Source organism: Clostridium sp. TJA085, from assembly GCF_058310235.1.
This window is the reverse complement of sequence record NZ_JBZEEZ010000001.1, coordinates 797,895-812,859: the sequence shown is the minus strand read 5'-3', so window position 1 is coordinate 812,859 and position 14,965 is coordinate 797,895. Positions and strand designations below refer to the sequence as shown.

Annotated in this window: 17 protein-coding genes; 13 read left to right on the top strand and 4 right to left on the bottom strand. The window is 24.1% G+C overall.

Annotated features, from left to right (window positions below; genetic code table 11):
- Positions 1–5: 5 nt before the first annotated feature.
- The 3 genes from AC4FQW_RS04265 (at position 6) to AC4FQW_RS04255 (ending at position 1,714) form a co-directional block, all read left to right on the top strand.
- A complete protein-coding gene (locus AC4FQW_RS04265) occupies positions 6–554 on the top strand; it encodes a BMC domain-containing protein (RefSeq protein ID WP_303128024.1) in 549 nt (182 codons plus the stop codon).
- A gap of 11 nt (positions 555–565) precedes the next feature.
- Positions 566–925: an ethanolamine utilization microcompartment protein EutS gene (gene eutS / locus AC4FQW_RS04260; RefSeq protein WP_303128021.1), complete on the top strand. Its 360-nt coding sequence runs from the start codon at positions 566–568 to the stop codon at positions 923–925.
- A gap of 234 nt (positions 926–1,159) precedes the next feature.
- On the top strand, positions 1,160–1,714 hold the full coding sequence (locus AC4FQW_RS04255) for an ECF transporter S component (protein ID WP_491147435.1): 555 nt from the start codon (positions 1,160–1,162) through the stop codon (positions 1,712–1,714).
- Positions 1,715–1,762: 48 nt separating this feature from the next.
- On the opposite strand, the gene nagZ is transcribed toward AC4FQW_RS04255, so the two are convergent.
- Positions 1,763–2,980 carry a beta-N-acetylhexosaminidase gene (gene nagZ / locus AC4FQW_RS04250; protein ID WP_491147433.1) on the bottom strand — a complete coding sequence of 406 codons (1,218 nt, stop codon included), beginning with the start codon at positions 2,978–2,980 and terminating at the stop codon, positions 1,763–1,765.
- A gap of 503 nt (positions 2,981–3,483) precedes the next feature.
- Between nagZ and AC4FQW_RS04245 the strand changes: the two genes are divergently transcribed.
- The gene (locus tag AC4FQW_RS04245) at positions 3,484–3,810 is read left to right on the top strand and encodes a hypothetical protein (protein WP_491147431.1); all 327 of its coding nucleotides are present in this window, start codon (positions 3,484–3,486) and stop codon (positions 3,808–3,810) included.
- A 33-nt stretch (positions 3,811–3,843) separates the two neighbouring features.
- On the opposite strand, the gene AC4FQW_RS04240 is transcribed toward AC4FQW_RS04245, so the two are convergent.
- Entirely contained in the window at positions 3,844–4,053 is a 210-nt protein-coding gene (locus AC4FQW_RS04240; RefSeq protein WP_303128004.1) for a cold-shock protein, read from the bottom strand.
- Positions 4,054–4,205: 152 nt separating this feature from the next.
- Here AC4FQW_RS04240 and AC4FQW_RS04235 point away from each other — a divergent pair, with 152 nt between their 5' ends.
- Together AC4FQW_RS04235 and msrB are read left to right on the top strand one after the other, a co-directional pair.
- Positions 4,206–6,077 (top strand): sensor histidine kinase, encoded by a 1,872-nt coding sequence (locus AC4FQW_RS04235; protein ID WP_491147429.1) that lies wholly within the window; start codon positions 4,206–4,208, stop codon positions 6,075–6,077.
- A gap of 80 nt (positions 6,078–6,157) precedes the next feature.
- Positions 6,158–6,610 (top strand): peptide-methionine (R)-S-oxide reductase MsrB, encoded by a 453-nt coding sequence (gene msrB, locus AC4FQW_RS04230; RefSeq protein WP_303128171.1) that lies wholly within the window; start codon positions 6,158–6,160, stop codon positions 6,608–6,610.
- Positions 6,611–6,630: 20 nt separating this feature from the next.
- Here msrB and AC4FQW_RS04225 read toward each other — a convergent pair whose 3' ends face one another.
- Positions 6,631–7,473, bottom strand: a complete 843-nt coding sequence (locus AC4FQW_RS04225; protein ID WP_303127999.1) for a patatin-like phospholipase family protein — start codon at positions 7,471–7,473, stop codon at positions 6,631–6,633.
- Between the two features lie 143 nt (positions 7,474–7,616).
- Between AC4FQW_RS04225 and AC4FQW_RS04220 the strand changes: the two genes are divergently transcribed.
- Positions 7,617–9,194, top strand: coding sequence for an ABC transporter permease/substrate-binding protein (locus tag AC4FQW_RS04220; protein ID WP_491147427.1), 1,578 nt, complete (start codon positions 7,617–7,619; stop codon positions 9,192–9,194).
- A gap of 9 nt (positions 9,195–9,203) precedes the next feature.
- Positions 9,204–9,935 (top strand): ATP-binding cassette domain-containing protein, encoded by a 732-nt coding sequence (locus AC4FQW_RS04215; protein WP_303127995.1) that lies wholly within the window; start codon positions 9,204–9,206, stop codon positions 9,933–9,935.
- A gap of 76 nt (positions 9,936–10,011) precedes the next feature.
- Here AC4FQW_RS04215 and AC4FQW_RS04210 read toward each other — a convergent pair whose 3' ends face one another.
- Positions 10,012–11,019, bottom strand: a complete 1,008-nt coding sequence (locus tag AC4FQW_RS04210; RefSeq protein WP_303127994.1) for a PLP-dependent cysteine synthase family protein — start codon at positions 11,017–11,019, stop codon at positions 10,012–10,014.
- Positions 11,020–11,363: 344 nt separating this feature from the next.
- Between AC4FQW_RS04210 and AC4FQW_RS04205 the strand changes: the two genes are divergently transcribed.
- The 5 genes from AC4FQW_RS04205 to AC4FQW_RS04185 are packed head-to-tail and all read left to right on the top strand — an operon-like array spanning position 11,364 to position 14,942.
- Positions 11,364–11,918 carry a DUF5317 family protein gene (locus AC4FQW_RS04205; protein ID WP_491147424.1) on the top strand — a complete coding sequence of 185 codons (555 nt, stop codon included), beginning with the start codon at positions 11,364–11,366 and terminating at the stop codon, positions 11,916–11,918.
- Positions 11,919–11,931: 13 nt separating this feature from the next.
- Positions 11,932–12,396: a hypothetical protein gene (locus AC4FQW_RS04200; RefSeq protein ID WP_491147422.1), complete on the top strand. Its 465-nt coding sequence runs from the start codon at positions 11,932–11,934 to the stop codon at positions 12,394–12,396.
- Positions 12,389–13,033, top strand: coding sequence for an accessory gene regulator ArgB-like protein (locus AC4FQW_RS04195; protein WP_491147420.1), 645 nt, complete (start codon positions 12,389–12,391; stop codon positions 13,031–13,033). Before AC4FQW_RS04200 ends, AC4FQW_RS04195 begins: the two co-directional genes overlap by 8 nt.
- 18 nt (positions 13,034–13,051) lie before the next feature.
- Positions 13,052–13,186: a cyclic lactone autoinducer peptide gene (locus AC4FQW_RS04190; protein WP_491147418.1), complete on the top strand. Its 135-nt coding sequence runs from the start codon at positions 13,052–13,054 to the stop codon at positions 13,184–13,186.
- A 52-nt stretch (positions 13,187–13,238) separates the two neighbouring features.
- Complete coding sequence (locus AC4FQW_RS04185; protein ID WP_491147417.1) at positions 13,239–14,942, top strand: bifunctional diguanylate cyclase/phosphohydrolase; 1,704 nt, start codon at positions 13,239–13,241, stop codon at positions 14,940–14,942.
- The last annotated feature ends 23 nt before the right edge of the window (positions 14,943–14,965 follow it).

Genomic DNA, 14,965 nt, shown 5'->3' with positions numbered 1-14,965 from the left:
TTGTTTTGAATAATGCATTAGGGTTAGTTGAGTTTTTAAAGGTTCCAACTGGTATGCTAATTTCAGATAAGATGGCAAAGTCTGCAAATATAGAAATAATTCATGCAGCAACAGTTTGTCCAGGAAAGTATATAGTATTATTTAAAGGAACTATATCTGAAGTTAATACAGCATTAGATGTTGCTAAATTCGAAAGTGAAGAAAATATTATAGATAGTTTTCTTTTAGGAAATCCTGTGGAAGATATATATAAGGCTATTACTGGCTGTAATGAAATAATTGAAAATTCTTCTATTGGAATAGTTGAGAGTTATTCTGTTGCATCTATAATAGAAGCTGCTGATATAGCTGCAAAAAGTGCTAAATTAAATTTAGTAGAAGTTAGACTTGCAAGGGGTATGTGTGGGAAAAGTTTTTTTATTGTAAGTGGAGATATTTCAGCTGTTGAAATGGGAGTAAAGACAAGCAAGAGAATTTTAAAAGAAAAAGGAATGTTATTAGATGATGCAATTATAAATAGCCCTGATAAAGGGTTTATAGAAAATTTATATTAGAGGTAGTTACAATGAATATATTTAACAAAGAAGATGAATATAGAGTAGTTCAAGAATATGTACCAGGTAAACAAGTTACACTTGCACATTTAATAGCAAATCCTGTAAATGAATTATATAAAAAGTTAGATATACTAATTGATAATAAAGGAGCACTTGGTATAATGACTATAACTCCAGGTGAAGCAGCAATAATAGCAGCTGATGTAGCTACAAAATCATCAGATGTTTCAATTGGATTTATAGATAGATTTAATGGATCTTTAGTTATAGTTGGAAGTGTATCATCAGTTGAGGAATCACTTAAAGAGGTTATTAAAGTATTAGGAGAAAATTTAAAGTTTACAAGCACTAAAATAACTAAGTCATAAAATATATAGTTATAATTTAAATTTATATAAATAATCCAGTAGATTTAATTTCTACTGGATTATTCTTTGTAAAATATTAATTTTAAAATAGAAGGGGTAACTCGTATCTAATAATAAATATTTATTGAATATTGTAACGATACATTTGACTGAAGAGTTATACAAGAATAGTATTAGATTTATAAGGATAATATATTAATAGGGTAAATTAAAAGAAAATATGGGGGAATAAAATTGAAGAATTTAAAAGTTAAAGAAGATGAAAAAATAAAAATTCTTATAATGACAAGTTTAATGATAGCAGTTGTATTTATTTCTGGAAGCATAATAAAGATACCTACACTTAATGGTTTTATGCAACCTGGTGATTGTATGGTTTTATTATCTGGAGTTTTGCTTGGTAAAAAATATGGTACAGTATCTGCTTCTATTGGCATGGCTTTAGTTGATATATTTGCAGGATACTTAATATGGGCCCCTTTTACTTTTGTAATAAAAGGATTAATGGCATTTTTTGTTGCAGTTATTATTGAGAGATTTAAAGATAAAACTATAAAAGTTTATATTTTAGCATTTATTATTGGAGGAATTATTGATTTATTTGGATATTTTATTGCTAATGCTATAATGGGAGGTTTAATTTTAGGTGCATCAAATGGCTTTATAGGTAGTATAATATATGCAGCTATGCATTTACCAGGAGATACTGTTCAAGTTATATTAGGAATCATAATAGCTATTCCATTAGCTAAATTTATATATGCTATGAGGAAAAAAATATTTAAATAAAAAGACATAATTTAAATTATATAAAAATAAAAGAGTTTAAAAACTCTTTTATTTTTTGTACTTTTGCAAAACTTTATTAATTTTATAGTTAATAGAGTTTATATCTACAAAATCTATTTTATTATTATTTAATTTGAATTTCTCTTTAACATATAATATTCTATAAACACTTTCATTAATTCTATTTTCAGTTATTATATTTTTAGAAACAGCAAATTTTATTGAATTTATTACTGTGTTTATATTATTTGTTTCATGACAAACTAGGATTATATCACTACCAGCATTAATTGATTTTATAGCTGCATCACCTATATTATAATTTTCGGTTATTGCACCCATAGTCATATCATCAGTTAATATTAAGCCATTAAAATTCAATTTATTTCTTAATATGTCTGTTATTATAGTTTTTGAAAGCGTAGCAGGATTATTTTTATCTAATTTTGGAATTAATATATGTGCAACCATTATAGCATCAACACCATTTTTTATAGCTTCTTTGAATGGAATTAATTCAAAATTATTAAGCCTATTAAAATCATGGTTTATGATTGGAAGATTTAAGTGGGAATCTACTGATGTATCTCCATGACCTGGAAAATGCTTAGCAACTGGAATAATATTTTCTTCTTTCATACCTTCTATAACTTTAACTCCTAATTTAGAAACTAAATTTTTATCATTTCCAAAAGATCTTATACCTATAACTGGATTATTAGGATTGCTATTTATATCTAGTACAGGAGCAAAGTTTAAATTAAAGCCAAAGGCAGATAGTTGCTTTCCTAGAAGTTTTCCTATTTCGTAACTAAAATTTTCATTATTTACTTGACCTATATATTTATTAGATGGAAGGTTATAAATTTCATTAGGCATTCTAGAAACAGTTCCCCCTTCTTCATCTACTGATATAAAAAGTGGAATTTTATTAGAACTATTAGTTTCTTTTAAACTGTTTATAAGATTAAGAAGTCCATCTGAAATTTTTATATTTTTACTAAATAAAATTACACCACCTAAATGGTTTTCTTTAATTAATTTTTTAAAATTATTATCTAGAGTGTATCCATCAAAGCCACAAATTATAAGTTGTCCAATTTTTTCATCTAATGTCATATTGCTTATTTTATTTTTTATTGGTTCATTATTATCTATATTATTTGAAACATTAATAGAATTAAATTTGGATGGATAAGTATTTATATATAGTGAGAAAATTAATATTACAAATAAAGAGTTTAAAATAAAAAATAATTTTTTCATAAATCTCCTATAATCAAAAATAATTGTTAATATTATAGTTTACTATGATAATATAATAATATGTTAGTAAACATAAAACTTTTAGGGAGAATAATTTATGGAAAAAATAGTGATTAAATCTAAATATAATATTGATAAATTTTTATCTCAATATGAGAATGATTTAAAATACATTTATAAATCTTTAACGAATGAAAGATTAATAGATTTAATAGATATAGTTAATATTAAAGATTTAAAAATAATAAATAACAAAAAGGAAAAAAATAATATTAAAGAATATATTAATTCTAAAGATTTTGGAATAGCTTTAATGATTGGTGGAATATGTGATGATAATGTTACCTTTTTTAGGGCAATAGATGGAGTTCAGTATAGGATAGCAAAAGGGGAATGTTATGAAGAAACTTCTGAAAATTTTCATGATTATAAAACAGTAGAAAGTTTAATAGAAACAGGAGATATGAANATATATTAATTCTAAAGATTTTGGAATAGCTTTAATGATTGGTGGAATATGTGATGATAATGTTACCTTTTTTAGGGCAATAGATGGAGTTCAGTATAGGATAGCAAAAGGGGAATGTTATGAAGAAACTTCTGAAAATTTTCATGATTATAAAACAGTAGAAAGTTTAATAGAAACAGGAGATATGAACTTTACTATAGAATCTTCATATTGTATGTTATTATATTTAGAAAATGAAAGTTTAAATATTGAACTTGTAGAAGTTGACTTATATGATAATATATATAAATGTAACATCATAAAAGAGAGTAAGGAACTTGGAAAAATTATAAATAAATATATAATTAAAAATATATATTAAAAGAGGTACTACAAGAATTGTAGTACCTTTTTGTTAAAGTTTTTGTACATTTATAGCCATTGGTCCTTTTTGTCCATCAGTTATATCGAATGAAACACTTTCACCTTCATGAAGTTCTTTATTTTTTTCACTATTTTTAATTTGTGAAAAATGAACGAAAACATCATTTCCATTATCGCAAGATATAAATCCATATCCTTTTTCTTGATTAAACCATTTAACAACTCCAGTTGTACTTGACATAAAAATCTCTCCTTAAATTTAATTTCATATATATTATTAGCTAAAAATAAAAAAATATTTAAAAAATATATTATTTAAGTGTATAATATGTTATATAATATACAAAAATTGAATAAAATGGAGAAATAAAAAGGGGAAAAGGTTATATATATATGGGGAGTGTATGGAAGAAAATATTAAATAGCGTTTCGGATAATTATTTTTATTGCAAAATACTGAGGGATAAGGATGGAATAGAGAAAGATCTATTAATTGAAGAAACTAACTTTAGTGATATAAGTATAATAAATAAAAAGTTTAGTGAGACTATACTATATGAAAAAATATCTGAACAGATGGGGATTAATAATTTTTATGAGAGTATAATGTATCAAAATAATAAATATTTTGAAGTTAATACTGATAATATTTCTTTAAAAAGAATTGATGATAATTATGTTGTTTTATGGTTAAAGAATAAAATTGAAGATTATATAAATGAAAAAAATTTTTTAGAATTATTTATAGATGCTATGCCTGATTATATATTCCATAAGAATGTAAATGGAGTATATTTAAATTGTAATAAAAAATTTGCAGATCATTTAGGCTTAAGTAAAAGCGAAATAATAGGAAAAACAGATTTGGATTTATTCGGATATAATATTGCAAATCAATTTAAAAAACGTGATAAAGAAGTTATAAAAAATAAAAATGAGAAAATATATATAGAAGAAAAAATTTTAAATAATGGACGAAAATTTATAGAGGAAACTATGAAAGTTCCTTATTTTGATAACAAAAATAATGTTTTAGGTATTATTGGTATAGCTAAAGATGTATCATACAGAATTGCTGTTGAAGAAAGCTTACTAAATAATGAACTTATTTTATTTAATATGTTAAATAATTTAGAGGATTCAGTAATAATAAAAGATAATGAAAAAATTGTATTTGTAAATCAAGCATTTGAAAAAATATTTGGTATAAGTAGAGGAGAGTTATATAAAAAGGATAGTATAGAAATAATTAGAGAAATGCTCCATGAAGAGGATAAAGAAATATTTAATAAAATTGATTTTAATAGACCTATAGATTTAATGGTAAGAATTATAAGAAAAGATAATGAAATGAGATGGATTTGGATAAAAAGCAATCCTTTTAAAGATGAAAATAAAAATATAGTAAGAAGAATAATAGTTATGAATGATATAACAAATAAAATGCAAGAAGAAAAAGGACTGGAGAAAATAAAAAGAGAATTTTTTGCAAATATATCTCATGAATTTAAAACACCTATAAATTTAATATATACATCTATACAGTTACTTGATTGTAAAATTAAAAAATTATCTTTAGAAGATAGTCAAAAATATGATATGTATATAAAGACATGTAATAAAAATATATTTAGAATGATTAAACTTATAAATAACATGATAGATAGTGTAAAAATATCAGAGGGTTTCTTTAGTTATAATCCTAGAAAAATAGAAATAGTAAGATTAGTTGAAAATATAATAGATAGGGCAAATAATTATTTAAATAATAGTTCTATAAATATAGTATTTGACACTGAATTTGAAGAAAAATTAGCTTTATTTGATAAAGACCATATGGAAAGAATAATACTTAATGTATTATCAAATGCTATAAAGTTTAATGATAAAAATCAACCTATAAATGTTAATCTACTTTTAAATGATGGAATGATTGAAATAAGAATAAGAGATAGAGGCATAGGTATTCCTATGGATAAATTAAATAGTTTATTTGATAGATTGGAAAATGTAAATAATAGAATGACTAAATTAAATGAAGGTTGTGGAATCGGATTATATATAGTAAATGAATTAGTTAAGCTTCATGGAGGAGAAATAAAAATAAAGAGTGTTTTAGGTGTTGGTACTGAATTTTTAATAAGAATACCTGATGTTTTAAGTGATGAAGAAGAAATAAAATCTTACATTGAAGAACTTAATTATGTTGATCAGGTACAACTTAATAAAATAGAAATAGAATTTTCAGATATATATCTAAATTAATAATAAATTATTTAATAACACTTTAGTTATAGGTTAAAATATTGTTATAATACTATAAAAAGAGGTTGAAATAGATGAAGATGAAAAAGTATAAAAAATTAGACGAAAGAGAACTTAAAAAAAGACTTTCTGATTTACAATATAAAATAACGCAAGAGGATGTCACAGAGCCACCCTTTGCAAATGAATATTGGGATAATTTTGAAGAAGGTATATATGTTGATATAACAAGTGGTGAACCTTTATTTGTGTCAACTGATAAATTTGATTCAGGGTGTGGATGGCCAGCATTTAGTAAACCAATAGATAGAAGTTTAATAAGAGAAAAGAGAGACAGTAGCTTTAATATGGAAAGAATAGAAGTAAGAGCAAAAAATTCAGACTCTCATTTAGGACACGTTTTTTGTGATGGACCAAAGGAATTAGGCGGACTTAGATATTGTATAAATTCAGGTGCTTTGAGATTTATTAGAAAAGAAGATATGGAAAGTGAAGGATATGATGAATATCTAGAATTACTAAACAAAAAATAGGCTACTTTGGTAGCCTATTTTTATTTTAAAAGTTCTTTTATATCCTCTATACGTTCAATTGCCATATTATAACCATCTTGATAACCTTTTTTTAATTTTTCTACATCTTTTTCAAAACTTTCAATAGCTTGGTCTTCCCTAGGTCTTAAAATTATTGCTTTTCCTTGTTTTTCTAGTTCTTCACAGAACCTAACAGTTTCATTATATAACTTATGACGAGTTAAAAATGAATCTTTTAATTTAGGATATTTTCTAGAAACTATTTTAGCTGCAATTATATTACCTTTACTTAGTTTTTTTCTATAACTTTTTGGTCTTGTAAGTATTATTAGATGCTTTTCATTTCCATCTTTTATAGCTTTTTTTATTGGAATAGGATCTAATAATCCGCCATCGTAATAATAACTTTCATTAATTTTTATTGCAGGAAAAAATAAAGGAATTGCACATGTTGCTCTAAGCATAGTATTTTTAGCGTCAATTTTTTTACCATCTAAATATTCGGTTTTTCCTGTAATAGCATTAGTAACCCCAACTAATACTCTTCCCTTATAATTTGTAAGAGCTTCAATATTATAAGGGGAAAGTTTATTTGGAATTTCATCAAAAACAAAATCTAGTCCAAAAATACTTTTACATTTAAAAAAGTTTTTAATACCTAAATATCTTTTGTCATTTCTGTATTTTTCAAGGATTTCTAAATTTCTACCTTTTTGAGCAGAAAAATAGGAAAATCCATTGGTAATTCCAGCTGAAACTCCTATGCAATATGGAAAAGAAATATTATGTTCTAAAAGAGCATCCATTACACCAGCACTAAAAATAGGTCTAAAAGTACCTCCTTCTAATATTAAACTAGTCATAAAACCTCCTGAAAATAAAATATTATAATAATAAAGTATATAACTAACATTGAAAATTAGCAAATACAAATAAATATATTAAGTAATAAATTAAAATTAATATAAATATATTTTAGTAATACTAATATATAATTAGGAGAATTATGGAATTTGTAAAAAGTGTTTTAGATTTGTATTTAGAAAGAAAAGATTTTTTCTTAAAATTAATAGGAGAGCATTTATTTTTATCTTTAATTGCTATAGTAATATCAACAATAATTGGTATAAGTTTAGGTATATTAATATCTGAAAAGAAAAAATTAGCAATGCCAGTTAAAGGGATAACAAGTTTTTTGTATACAATACCATCAATAGCAATATTAGGATTTTTAGTTTCTATATCAGGTGTTGGAAATATTACGGCTATAATCACATTATCAATATATGGTTTACTGCCTATGATAACAAATACTTATACAGGTATTTTAAATATTGATAAAGATATAATTGAAGCAGGGAAAGGTATGGGTGCAACCAATATTCAACTTTTATATAAAATAAAAATACCACTTGCAGCACCAGTTATATTTGCAGGATTTAGAAATATGGTAGTTATGACTATAGCACTTTGTGGAATAGCATCTTTTATCGGAGCAGGAGGCCTTGGAGTTGCTATATGGAGAGGTATAACAACAAATAGTAAAGAAATGACTTTAGCAGGAAGCTTACTTATAGCTATTATAGCTCTTTTAATAGATTTAATATTATCTCGTTTAGAGAAAAAGATAAATAATATGGCTAAAGGATATAAAAAATCAGTAAATGAAAAAGAAAATAAAGAGTTTAATTTTAAAACAAAGGTAGTAATATCAACAACTATTATAGTTGTTATATTTAGCATATTATTTGGATATTTTAGTGAAAATAAAAAGATTATAGTTGCATCTAAACCTATGACAGAACAATATATACTTACAGAAATTATAGCTCAATTAATAGAGAATAAAACGGATATAGAAGTTGATATAAAAAAGGGGATAGGTGGTGGAACTGCTAATATACATCCAGCATTAGTTTCAGGTGAAATTGATTTATATCCAGAGTATACGGGAACATCTTGGGAATATGTATTAAAAAAAGATAGTATAAAGGAAAAAAATGAATTAATAAAAGAACTAAAAGAAGAATATAAAAATAGATTTAAATTAAATTGGCTAAATCTTTATGGATATAATAGTACATATGCTATTGTAATGAATAAAGATATAGCAGAAAAGTATGAAATAGAAACTTATTCAGATCTGGCAAAGGTATCTGAAAATTTAATTTTTGGAGCTGAATATGATTTTTATGAAAGAGATGATGGATATGACGCTATTTCACAACTTTATGGGTTTAAATTTAAAAATTCGCTTGATTTAGATATGGGGTTAAAATATAAAGCCATAGAGGATGGAAAAGTTGACGTAATAACAGCATCAACAACAGATGGAAGATTGGTAGATGAAAGATTTAAAGTTTTAAAAGATGATAAAAAGTTTTTTCCGGATTATTTTGCAGGAACTATTATTAGACAAGAAACTTTAGATGAATATCCTGAGTTAGAAGATGTACTTAATTTATTAGAAAAAAATATAAGTGAAAAAGAAATTATTAGTATGAATTGCGATGTTGAAATAAATAAAAAGGATGATTTTCAGGTAGCCAAGGAATTTTTATTAAAGAAAGGATTAATTAAATAGGAGTTTTTTATGAAGGATAGTAAAACTATAATTAGTTTTAAAGAAGTAAGTAAAAGTTATGGAGATAAAAAGGTATTAAAAAATTTTAATTTAAATCTATCAAAAGGTGAATTTGTTACAGTAATAGGAAGTTCAGGCAGTGGAAAAACTACTACATTAAAGCTTATAAATGGATTATTAAAACCAGACTCAGGAAATGTTATAATAAATGGGGAAGATATAAAAAATAAAAACATTACAGAAATTCGAAAAAATATAGGATATGTAATACAAGGTATAGGATTATTTCCACATATGACAGTTGAAAAAAATATATCTTTTGTATTAGATTTAGATAAAAATGATAAAGATGCAACAAAAAGAAAAGTTAAAGAATTAATGAAAGTTGTTCATTTAGAAGAAGAATTAATAAATAGATATCCAAGAGAATTAAGTGGTGGGCAAAAGCAAAGAGTTGGAATAGCAAGAGCTTTAGCTAAAGAACCAGATATATTGCTTATGGATGAGCCTTTTGGAGCAGTAGATGAAATAACTAGAAAATCATTACAAGATGAAATAATAAAGATTCAAAAAAAACTTAATATGACTATATTTTTTATTACTCATGATATAGATGAAGCATTAAAACTTGGAAGTATAGTTATAGTTATGAATAAAGGAAAAATAGAGCAGATGGGTACACCTAAGGAATTAAAGGAAAGTCCTAAAACTGATTATGTAAAAGAACTTATAGGAGATTAATTAAAAATCTTTATAAATAATATAAATTTAAGTTTTAGAGATAAATACTAAATATTTAGTATTTATCTCGTTTGTTTTATAATACATTAAAAGATAATAGTTCTATATCTTTAGATAAAAATGTTTCTTTAATAGGTTCATTTTTCATAAGATCTGTGCTTAAATATTTTTTATTATCATCTGGAAAAACAGTTACAATAGTATTATTTAAACCTTCCTTTAAAAGAACTTTAACAGCTCCTAAAAAATTAGCACCTGATGAAATACCAACCCCAAGCCCTAAGGAATTAGAAAGTTTTTGCGCCATAATTATAGAATCTCCATCGTCTACATCAATAATTCTGTTAAGTTCATAAAGTTTTAAAATTGGGGGAACAAAGTCATCAGATATACCTTCTATTCTGTGAGAAGAGTTACTAAATTTACATGATAATATTTTAGAATTTGAAGGTTCAATTGGATAAGATTTTAACTTAGGATTAATAGTTTTTAAATATCTAGATATACCCATAATAGTTCCACCAGTTCCAACTCCAGCAACAAAACAATTAGGAATTAAATTTTTTTTATATAATGCATTTAAAATTTCAGGACCAGTAGTTAAATAATGAGCCATTATATTATTTGAGTTTTCAAATTGACTTGGAAGAAAAATATTTTTATTAAGCTTTGCTTCTTCTTTAGCAAGTCTTATACATTCTAAAAATCCTCCAGAGGATTTAGAAATTAACTGTATTTCTGCTCCAAAACTAATTAATAATTTTTTTCTTTCCTCACTCATCCATTCAGGTAAATAAATTTTAACCTTATTATTTAAGAAACTTCCTATTGAAGCTAATGAAATTCCCATATTACCACTTGTACATTCTACTATTGTAGTATCAGGATTTATTTTGTTTTCAGAGTAAGCTTTTTTTAATATATAAAGAGCGACTCTGTCTTTTATACTTCCGGTATAATTATAATACTCAAGTTTAGTATATATTTTCATTTCTTTACCCTTATAAGAAAATAAAATTTCAATAAGAGGGGTATTTCCTATTAAATTTTCAAGTGAATTAAATTTATTATTTAAACTATCCATAAAAAATCTCCTAAAAAATACTTTTATATTAGTATATTTAATTTTTTTATTAGATGATTTAAAATTTAAAATAAATTAATTAAAATTTTAAAAATTAAATATTTGAAAAAATTACTATTTATGTTATTACTTAATGATAATTTAAGTTTTAATATTATAATATATTACTAATTTTAGGATAGAAAAATTAATTTAATTTAAATTTTATTAATTTTTAAATAGAAATAAGATTGTAATTTAGTTAAAAAATATAGAAAGTAAATTTGAAATATAGTATAATTTACAAAGAAGAATAATTTGGAATAAAAATAGGAATTTTATCGAAAAATAGGAGATAGACTTAAATGTTGGAAACTATTATAATTGCTTTGATTTTTTGCAAAATTAAAGGATATAAAATAAAACCTTTGTTTAATAATTATTTTATATATCTTATTATATTTATAGAATTTATAAATTTAATTATACAATTTAACATATTTAATGGTAATTATAGTTTTATAAAGTATGCTGGAATACTTAAAATAATTTACTTATGTTCATATTTACCTTTAATTTTTAAATACAAACAATATGTTAGTGCAATAATTGGATCAGCTTTTGTAATAGTTGGTGGAGTGTTAAATGATATGGCTATAAAATTTAATGGTGGTTTTATGCCTGTATTTCCTAAATTATCCTATTTAACAGGTTATGCAAAGGTAGATTCTTTTAGTAAAGTAAACGATATACATATTTTAGGTAGTTCAAATACTAAAGTGAAATTTTTAACTGATATATTTGATTTAGGGTATAGTGTATTAAGTATAGGAGATATTTTCATAAGAGCTTTTGTATTTATAATAATATTTAGTTCTGTGAGAGAGATAAATAAATCTTTAACCAATAATTGCGTATAAGGAGAGACATAATATGTTGCATATATCATTTTTTGAATTAATAGTAAGGGCTATACCAGAAAGTTTTTTATTTGTATTTGCAATTTATGTATTTGCAAATAAAAAAGTAGATTTAAATAAATATATTATATCAAGTATAGGATTAGCTATTAGTATGTTTGTAGTAAGAAGTTTTCCTATAGGATATGGAACACATACTATATTAAATATAATTTTATTAGTTTGTATTACTAATTTTTTTAATAAAATAAACACTTTAGAATGCATAAAAGGTGGGATATTTACAGCTATAATTTTATTTTTTTCAGAAGCTATAAATTTGTTTTTAATACAGCTTAAAGTTGGAGAAAATGTTACATCAATATTTAGTGATCCAATTTTAAAAACTATTTATGGAATACCATCGTTAGTTATATTTTTAGCAATTATAATATTAATAAATTTTTTGAAGAATAGGAAAAAATTTAAAGATGTTTAATTATATATCAAAAAATATTGCAAGAAAAATAGCTTGTGAAAATAGTAGTATAGACAAGGGTAAAGAAGAAGTAATAGCATATGGTATATATGGTATATTACAAATTGGGGTATCAATATTACTTGTAATTATATTTGGAGTTATATTTAATGTATTTATTGAAGCATTAATAATGTCATTTGGAATTAGTATACTTAGAAAATATTCAGGTGGTGTTCATTCAAATAGTTCATCAGGTTGTTTAATTATTGGAACTTTAATATGTGTTTTAATACCATTACTAATTAATAAAATAAATATTAATATTAATTTCACTATAGCAATATCACTTATTATTTTCATATTTTCTTATATTATTATTTATAGATTAGCTCCTGTAGATAGTGTAAATAAACCTATAAGAAAAACAGAAAGAAGAAAAAAGCTAAAAAAAAGATCTATGCAAGTATTAACAATTTATTTGCTAATATTAATAGCATTTATAATATTTTATTATTTAGAAGATAACTATAAATTATTATTATATGCTAATGTTTTAGGATGTGCTATTTTATGGCAAGTTTTTTCTCTTACTAAGTTAGGACATAAATTGTTAGGTGCTTTAGATACTTTTTTTATAAAACAATTTCATTTATAAATTAAGGGGGAATAAATTATGAAAAAACTAAACAACAAAGTATTAATGGCTATTGCAACAGTAGCAACAGTTGTTGCAGGAACAGTTGCTACATCAGCTTGTCTTTGGTGCTTTCATCAACCAGAAGAACCAAAATATTTAAGAGAAGAGTAGAAATGTAAGGGGCCAGATAAGTTCTGGTCCTTTGTAGTATGAGGAATAAGTTATGAATGAAATAGATAAATATAAATATAAACAGTTAAATGATATAGTTGCTGTAGTAAAAATATCTACTCTTTTATTTACTGGAATGATAATAATACAGTATTTTCTTGATGGGAATATTTTGAAAAATGATAGCTTGTATGCTAGATATGGATTTTTTTTGGTGGGTTTAATTACCTTTTTAATGATTTTAATATATTTTATTTGGAAATTTTATTCACATAACGAAAAAAAGAGTAAGAATCCGTTATTATTTCAAATAATAGAAAATATAACATTTGTTATAATATTTTCAGTAGTTATAGTAATTTCAGGAGCAAATACTAGTGGATATAAAATATTATTTTTATTTATAATAATAACAACAACTATACAATCCGGATTAAAGCAAGGAATGATATTTGCTTTGATTTCATCTATTATAATTTTAGGTGTAGATATTTTATATATGCCTAATGTTGAAATAAATAGATATTTTGAAAATGATTTAATATTAGTAGGAGTATTTTTCTTAACAGCATGGCCTTTAGGGTTTTATGTAAAGATAGAAGGAGAACATATAGAAAGATTAAAAGATTTGGCTAATGAAGATGGTCTTACAGGTGTTTATAACCATAGATATTTTTTTGATGCGTTAGAAAAGGAATTAGAAAATTCAAAAGAAAACAAACAAAAATTATCTGTTATATTTATAGATATAGATTATTTTAAAAATTATAATGATTTGTATGGGCATCAAGAGGGGGATAAAGTTCTAAAAAAGGTAGGCTCTATTCTTAAAGATAGTATAAGGATTGGAGATACTGTTGCAAGATATGGTGGAGAAGAATTTGCAGTAATTTTACCAAATACTGATGAAGTTATCGCAAGTGATGTTGCAGAGAACATAAGACAGTGCATTGAGAAGGAATATTTTTATGGCCAACAAAATCAACCTAATGGGAATTTAACAGTATCAATTGGAATATCAATTTATCCAGATAAGGCAAAAGATGAATTTGAACTTATAAAAAGTGCTGATGATGCACTTTATAAAGCTAAGTTTTTTAATAAAAATAGAGTAGAAACTTATGTTTCAATATTAGAAGAAATAAAAAGAGATATTAGTGAAGATGAAGTTAAGCTAGTTACTTCTATAAAAACATTAATAAGTGTTATAAACGCAAAAGATAGATATACATATGGACATTGTGAGAGAGTAGTTCTTTACAGTAGATTACTTGCAAATAAATTAAATCTTAGTGAAGAAGATAAAAATAGTTTAATATACGGGGCTTATATGCATGATGTTGGTAAAATTAATATTGCAAAAGAAATATTAATAAAAAAAATGCCACTTAATGATGAAGAATGGAATTTGTTGAAGGAGCATCCTCAAAATGGAGTAGATATTATAAAACCTGTAACTTCATTAAAAAGAATAGAATCAATAATACTTCATCATCATGAAAAATATGATGGTAGTGGATATCCTAAGGGATTAAAAGGAGAAGAAATACCATATTTAGCGAGAGTTTTAACAGTTGTAGATAGCTTTGATGCTATGACATCAAATAGACCTTACAATAAAAGAAAAACTTATGAAGAAGGTATGGAAGAATTAAAAAAATGGAGTGGAAGGCAGTTTGACCCTGAAATTGCTAATAAATTTATTGAAGTAATAAAAGAAAATAAAGATAAATTAGGAGAAATACCAGATCATTAAGATGATTGTAAATGTACAATCAT

Coding starts and splice junctions, on each gene's coding strand:
- AC4FQW_RS04185 (WP_491147417.1), top strand. CDS start 13,239: ATGAATGAAATAGATAAATATAAATATAAACAGTTAAATGATATAGTT.
- AC4FQW_RS04220 (WP_491147427.1), top strand. CDS start 7,617: ATGGAATTTGTAAAAAGTGTTTTAGATTTGTATTTAGAAAGAAAAGAT.
- msrB (WP_303128171.1), top strand. CDS start 6,158: ATGAAAAAGTATAAAAAATTAGACGAAAGAGAACTTAAAAAAAGACTT.
- AC4FQW_RS04225 (WP_303127999.1), bottom strand. CDS start 7,473: ATGACTAGTTTAATATTAGAAGGAGGTACTTTTAGACCTATTTTTAGT.
- AC4FQW_RS04200 (WP_491147422.1), top strand. CDS start 11,932: ATGTTGCATATATCATTTTTTGAATTAATAGTAAGGGCTATACCAGAA.
- AC4FQW_RS04235 (WP_491147429.1), top strand. CDS start 4,206: ATGGGGAGTGTATGGAAGAAAATATTAAATAGCGTTTCGGATAATTAT.
- AC4FQW_RS04205 (WP_491147424.1), top strand. CDS start 11,364: ATGTTGGAAACTATTATAATTGCTTTGATTTTTTGCAAAATTAAAGGA.
- AC4FQW_RS04190 (WP_491147418.1), top strand. CDS start 13,052: ATGAAAAAACTAAACAACAAAGTATTAATGGCTATTGCAACAGTAGCA.
- AC4FQW_RS04195 (WP_491147420.1), top strand. CDS start 12,389: ATGTTTAATTATATATCAAAAAATATTGCAAGAAAAATAGCTTGTGAA.
- AC4FQW_RS04245 (WP_491147431.1), top strand. CDS start 3,484: ATGATTGGTGGAATATGTGATGATAATGTTACCTTTTTTAGGGCAATA.
- AC4FQW_RS04210 (WP_303127994.1), bottom strand. CDS start 11,019: ATGGATAGTTTAAATAATAAATTTAATTCACTTGAAAATTTAATAGGA.
- eutS (WP_303128021.1), top strand. CDS start 566: ATGAATATATTTAACAAAGAAGATGAATATAGAGTAGTTCAAGAATAT.
- AC4FQW_RS04240 (WP_303128004.1), bottom strand. CDS start 4,053: ATGTCAAGTACAACTGGAGTTGTTAAATGGTTTAATCAAGAAAAAGGA.
- AC4FQW_RS04215 (WP_303127995.1), top strand. CDS start 9,204: ATGAAGGATAGTAAAACTATAATTAGTTTTAAAGAAGTAAGTAAAAGT.
- nagZ (WP_491147433.1), bottom strand. CDS start 2,980: ATGAAAAAATTATTTTTTATTTTAAACTCTTTATTTGTAATATTAATT.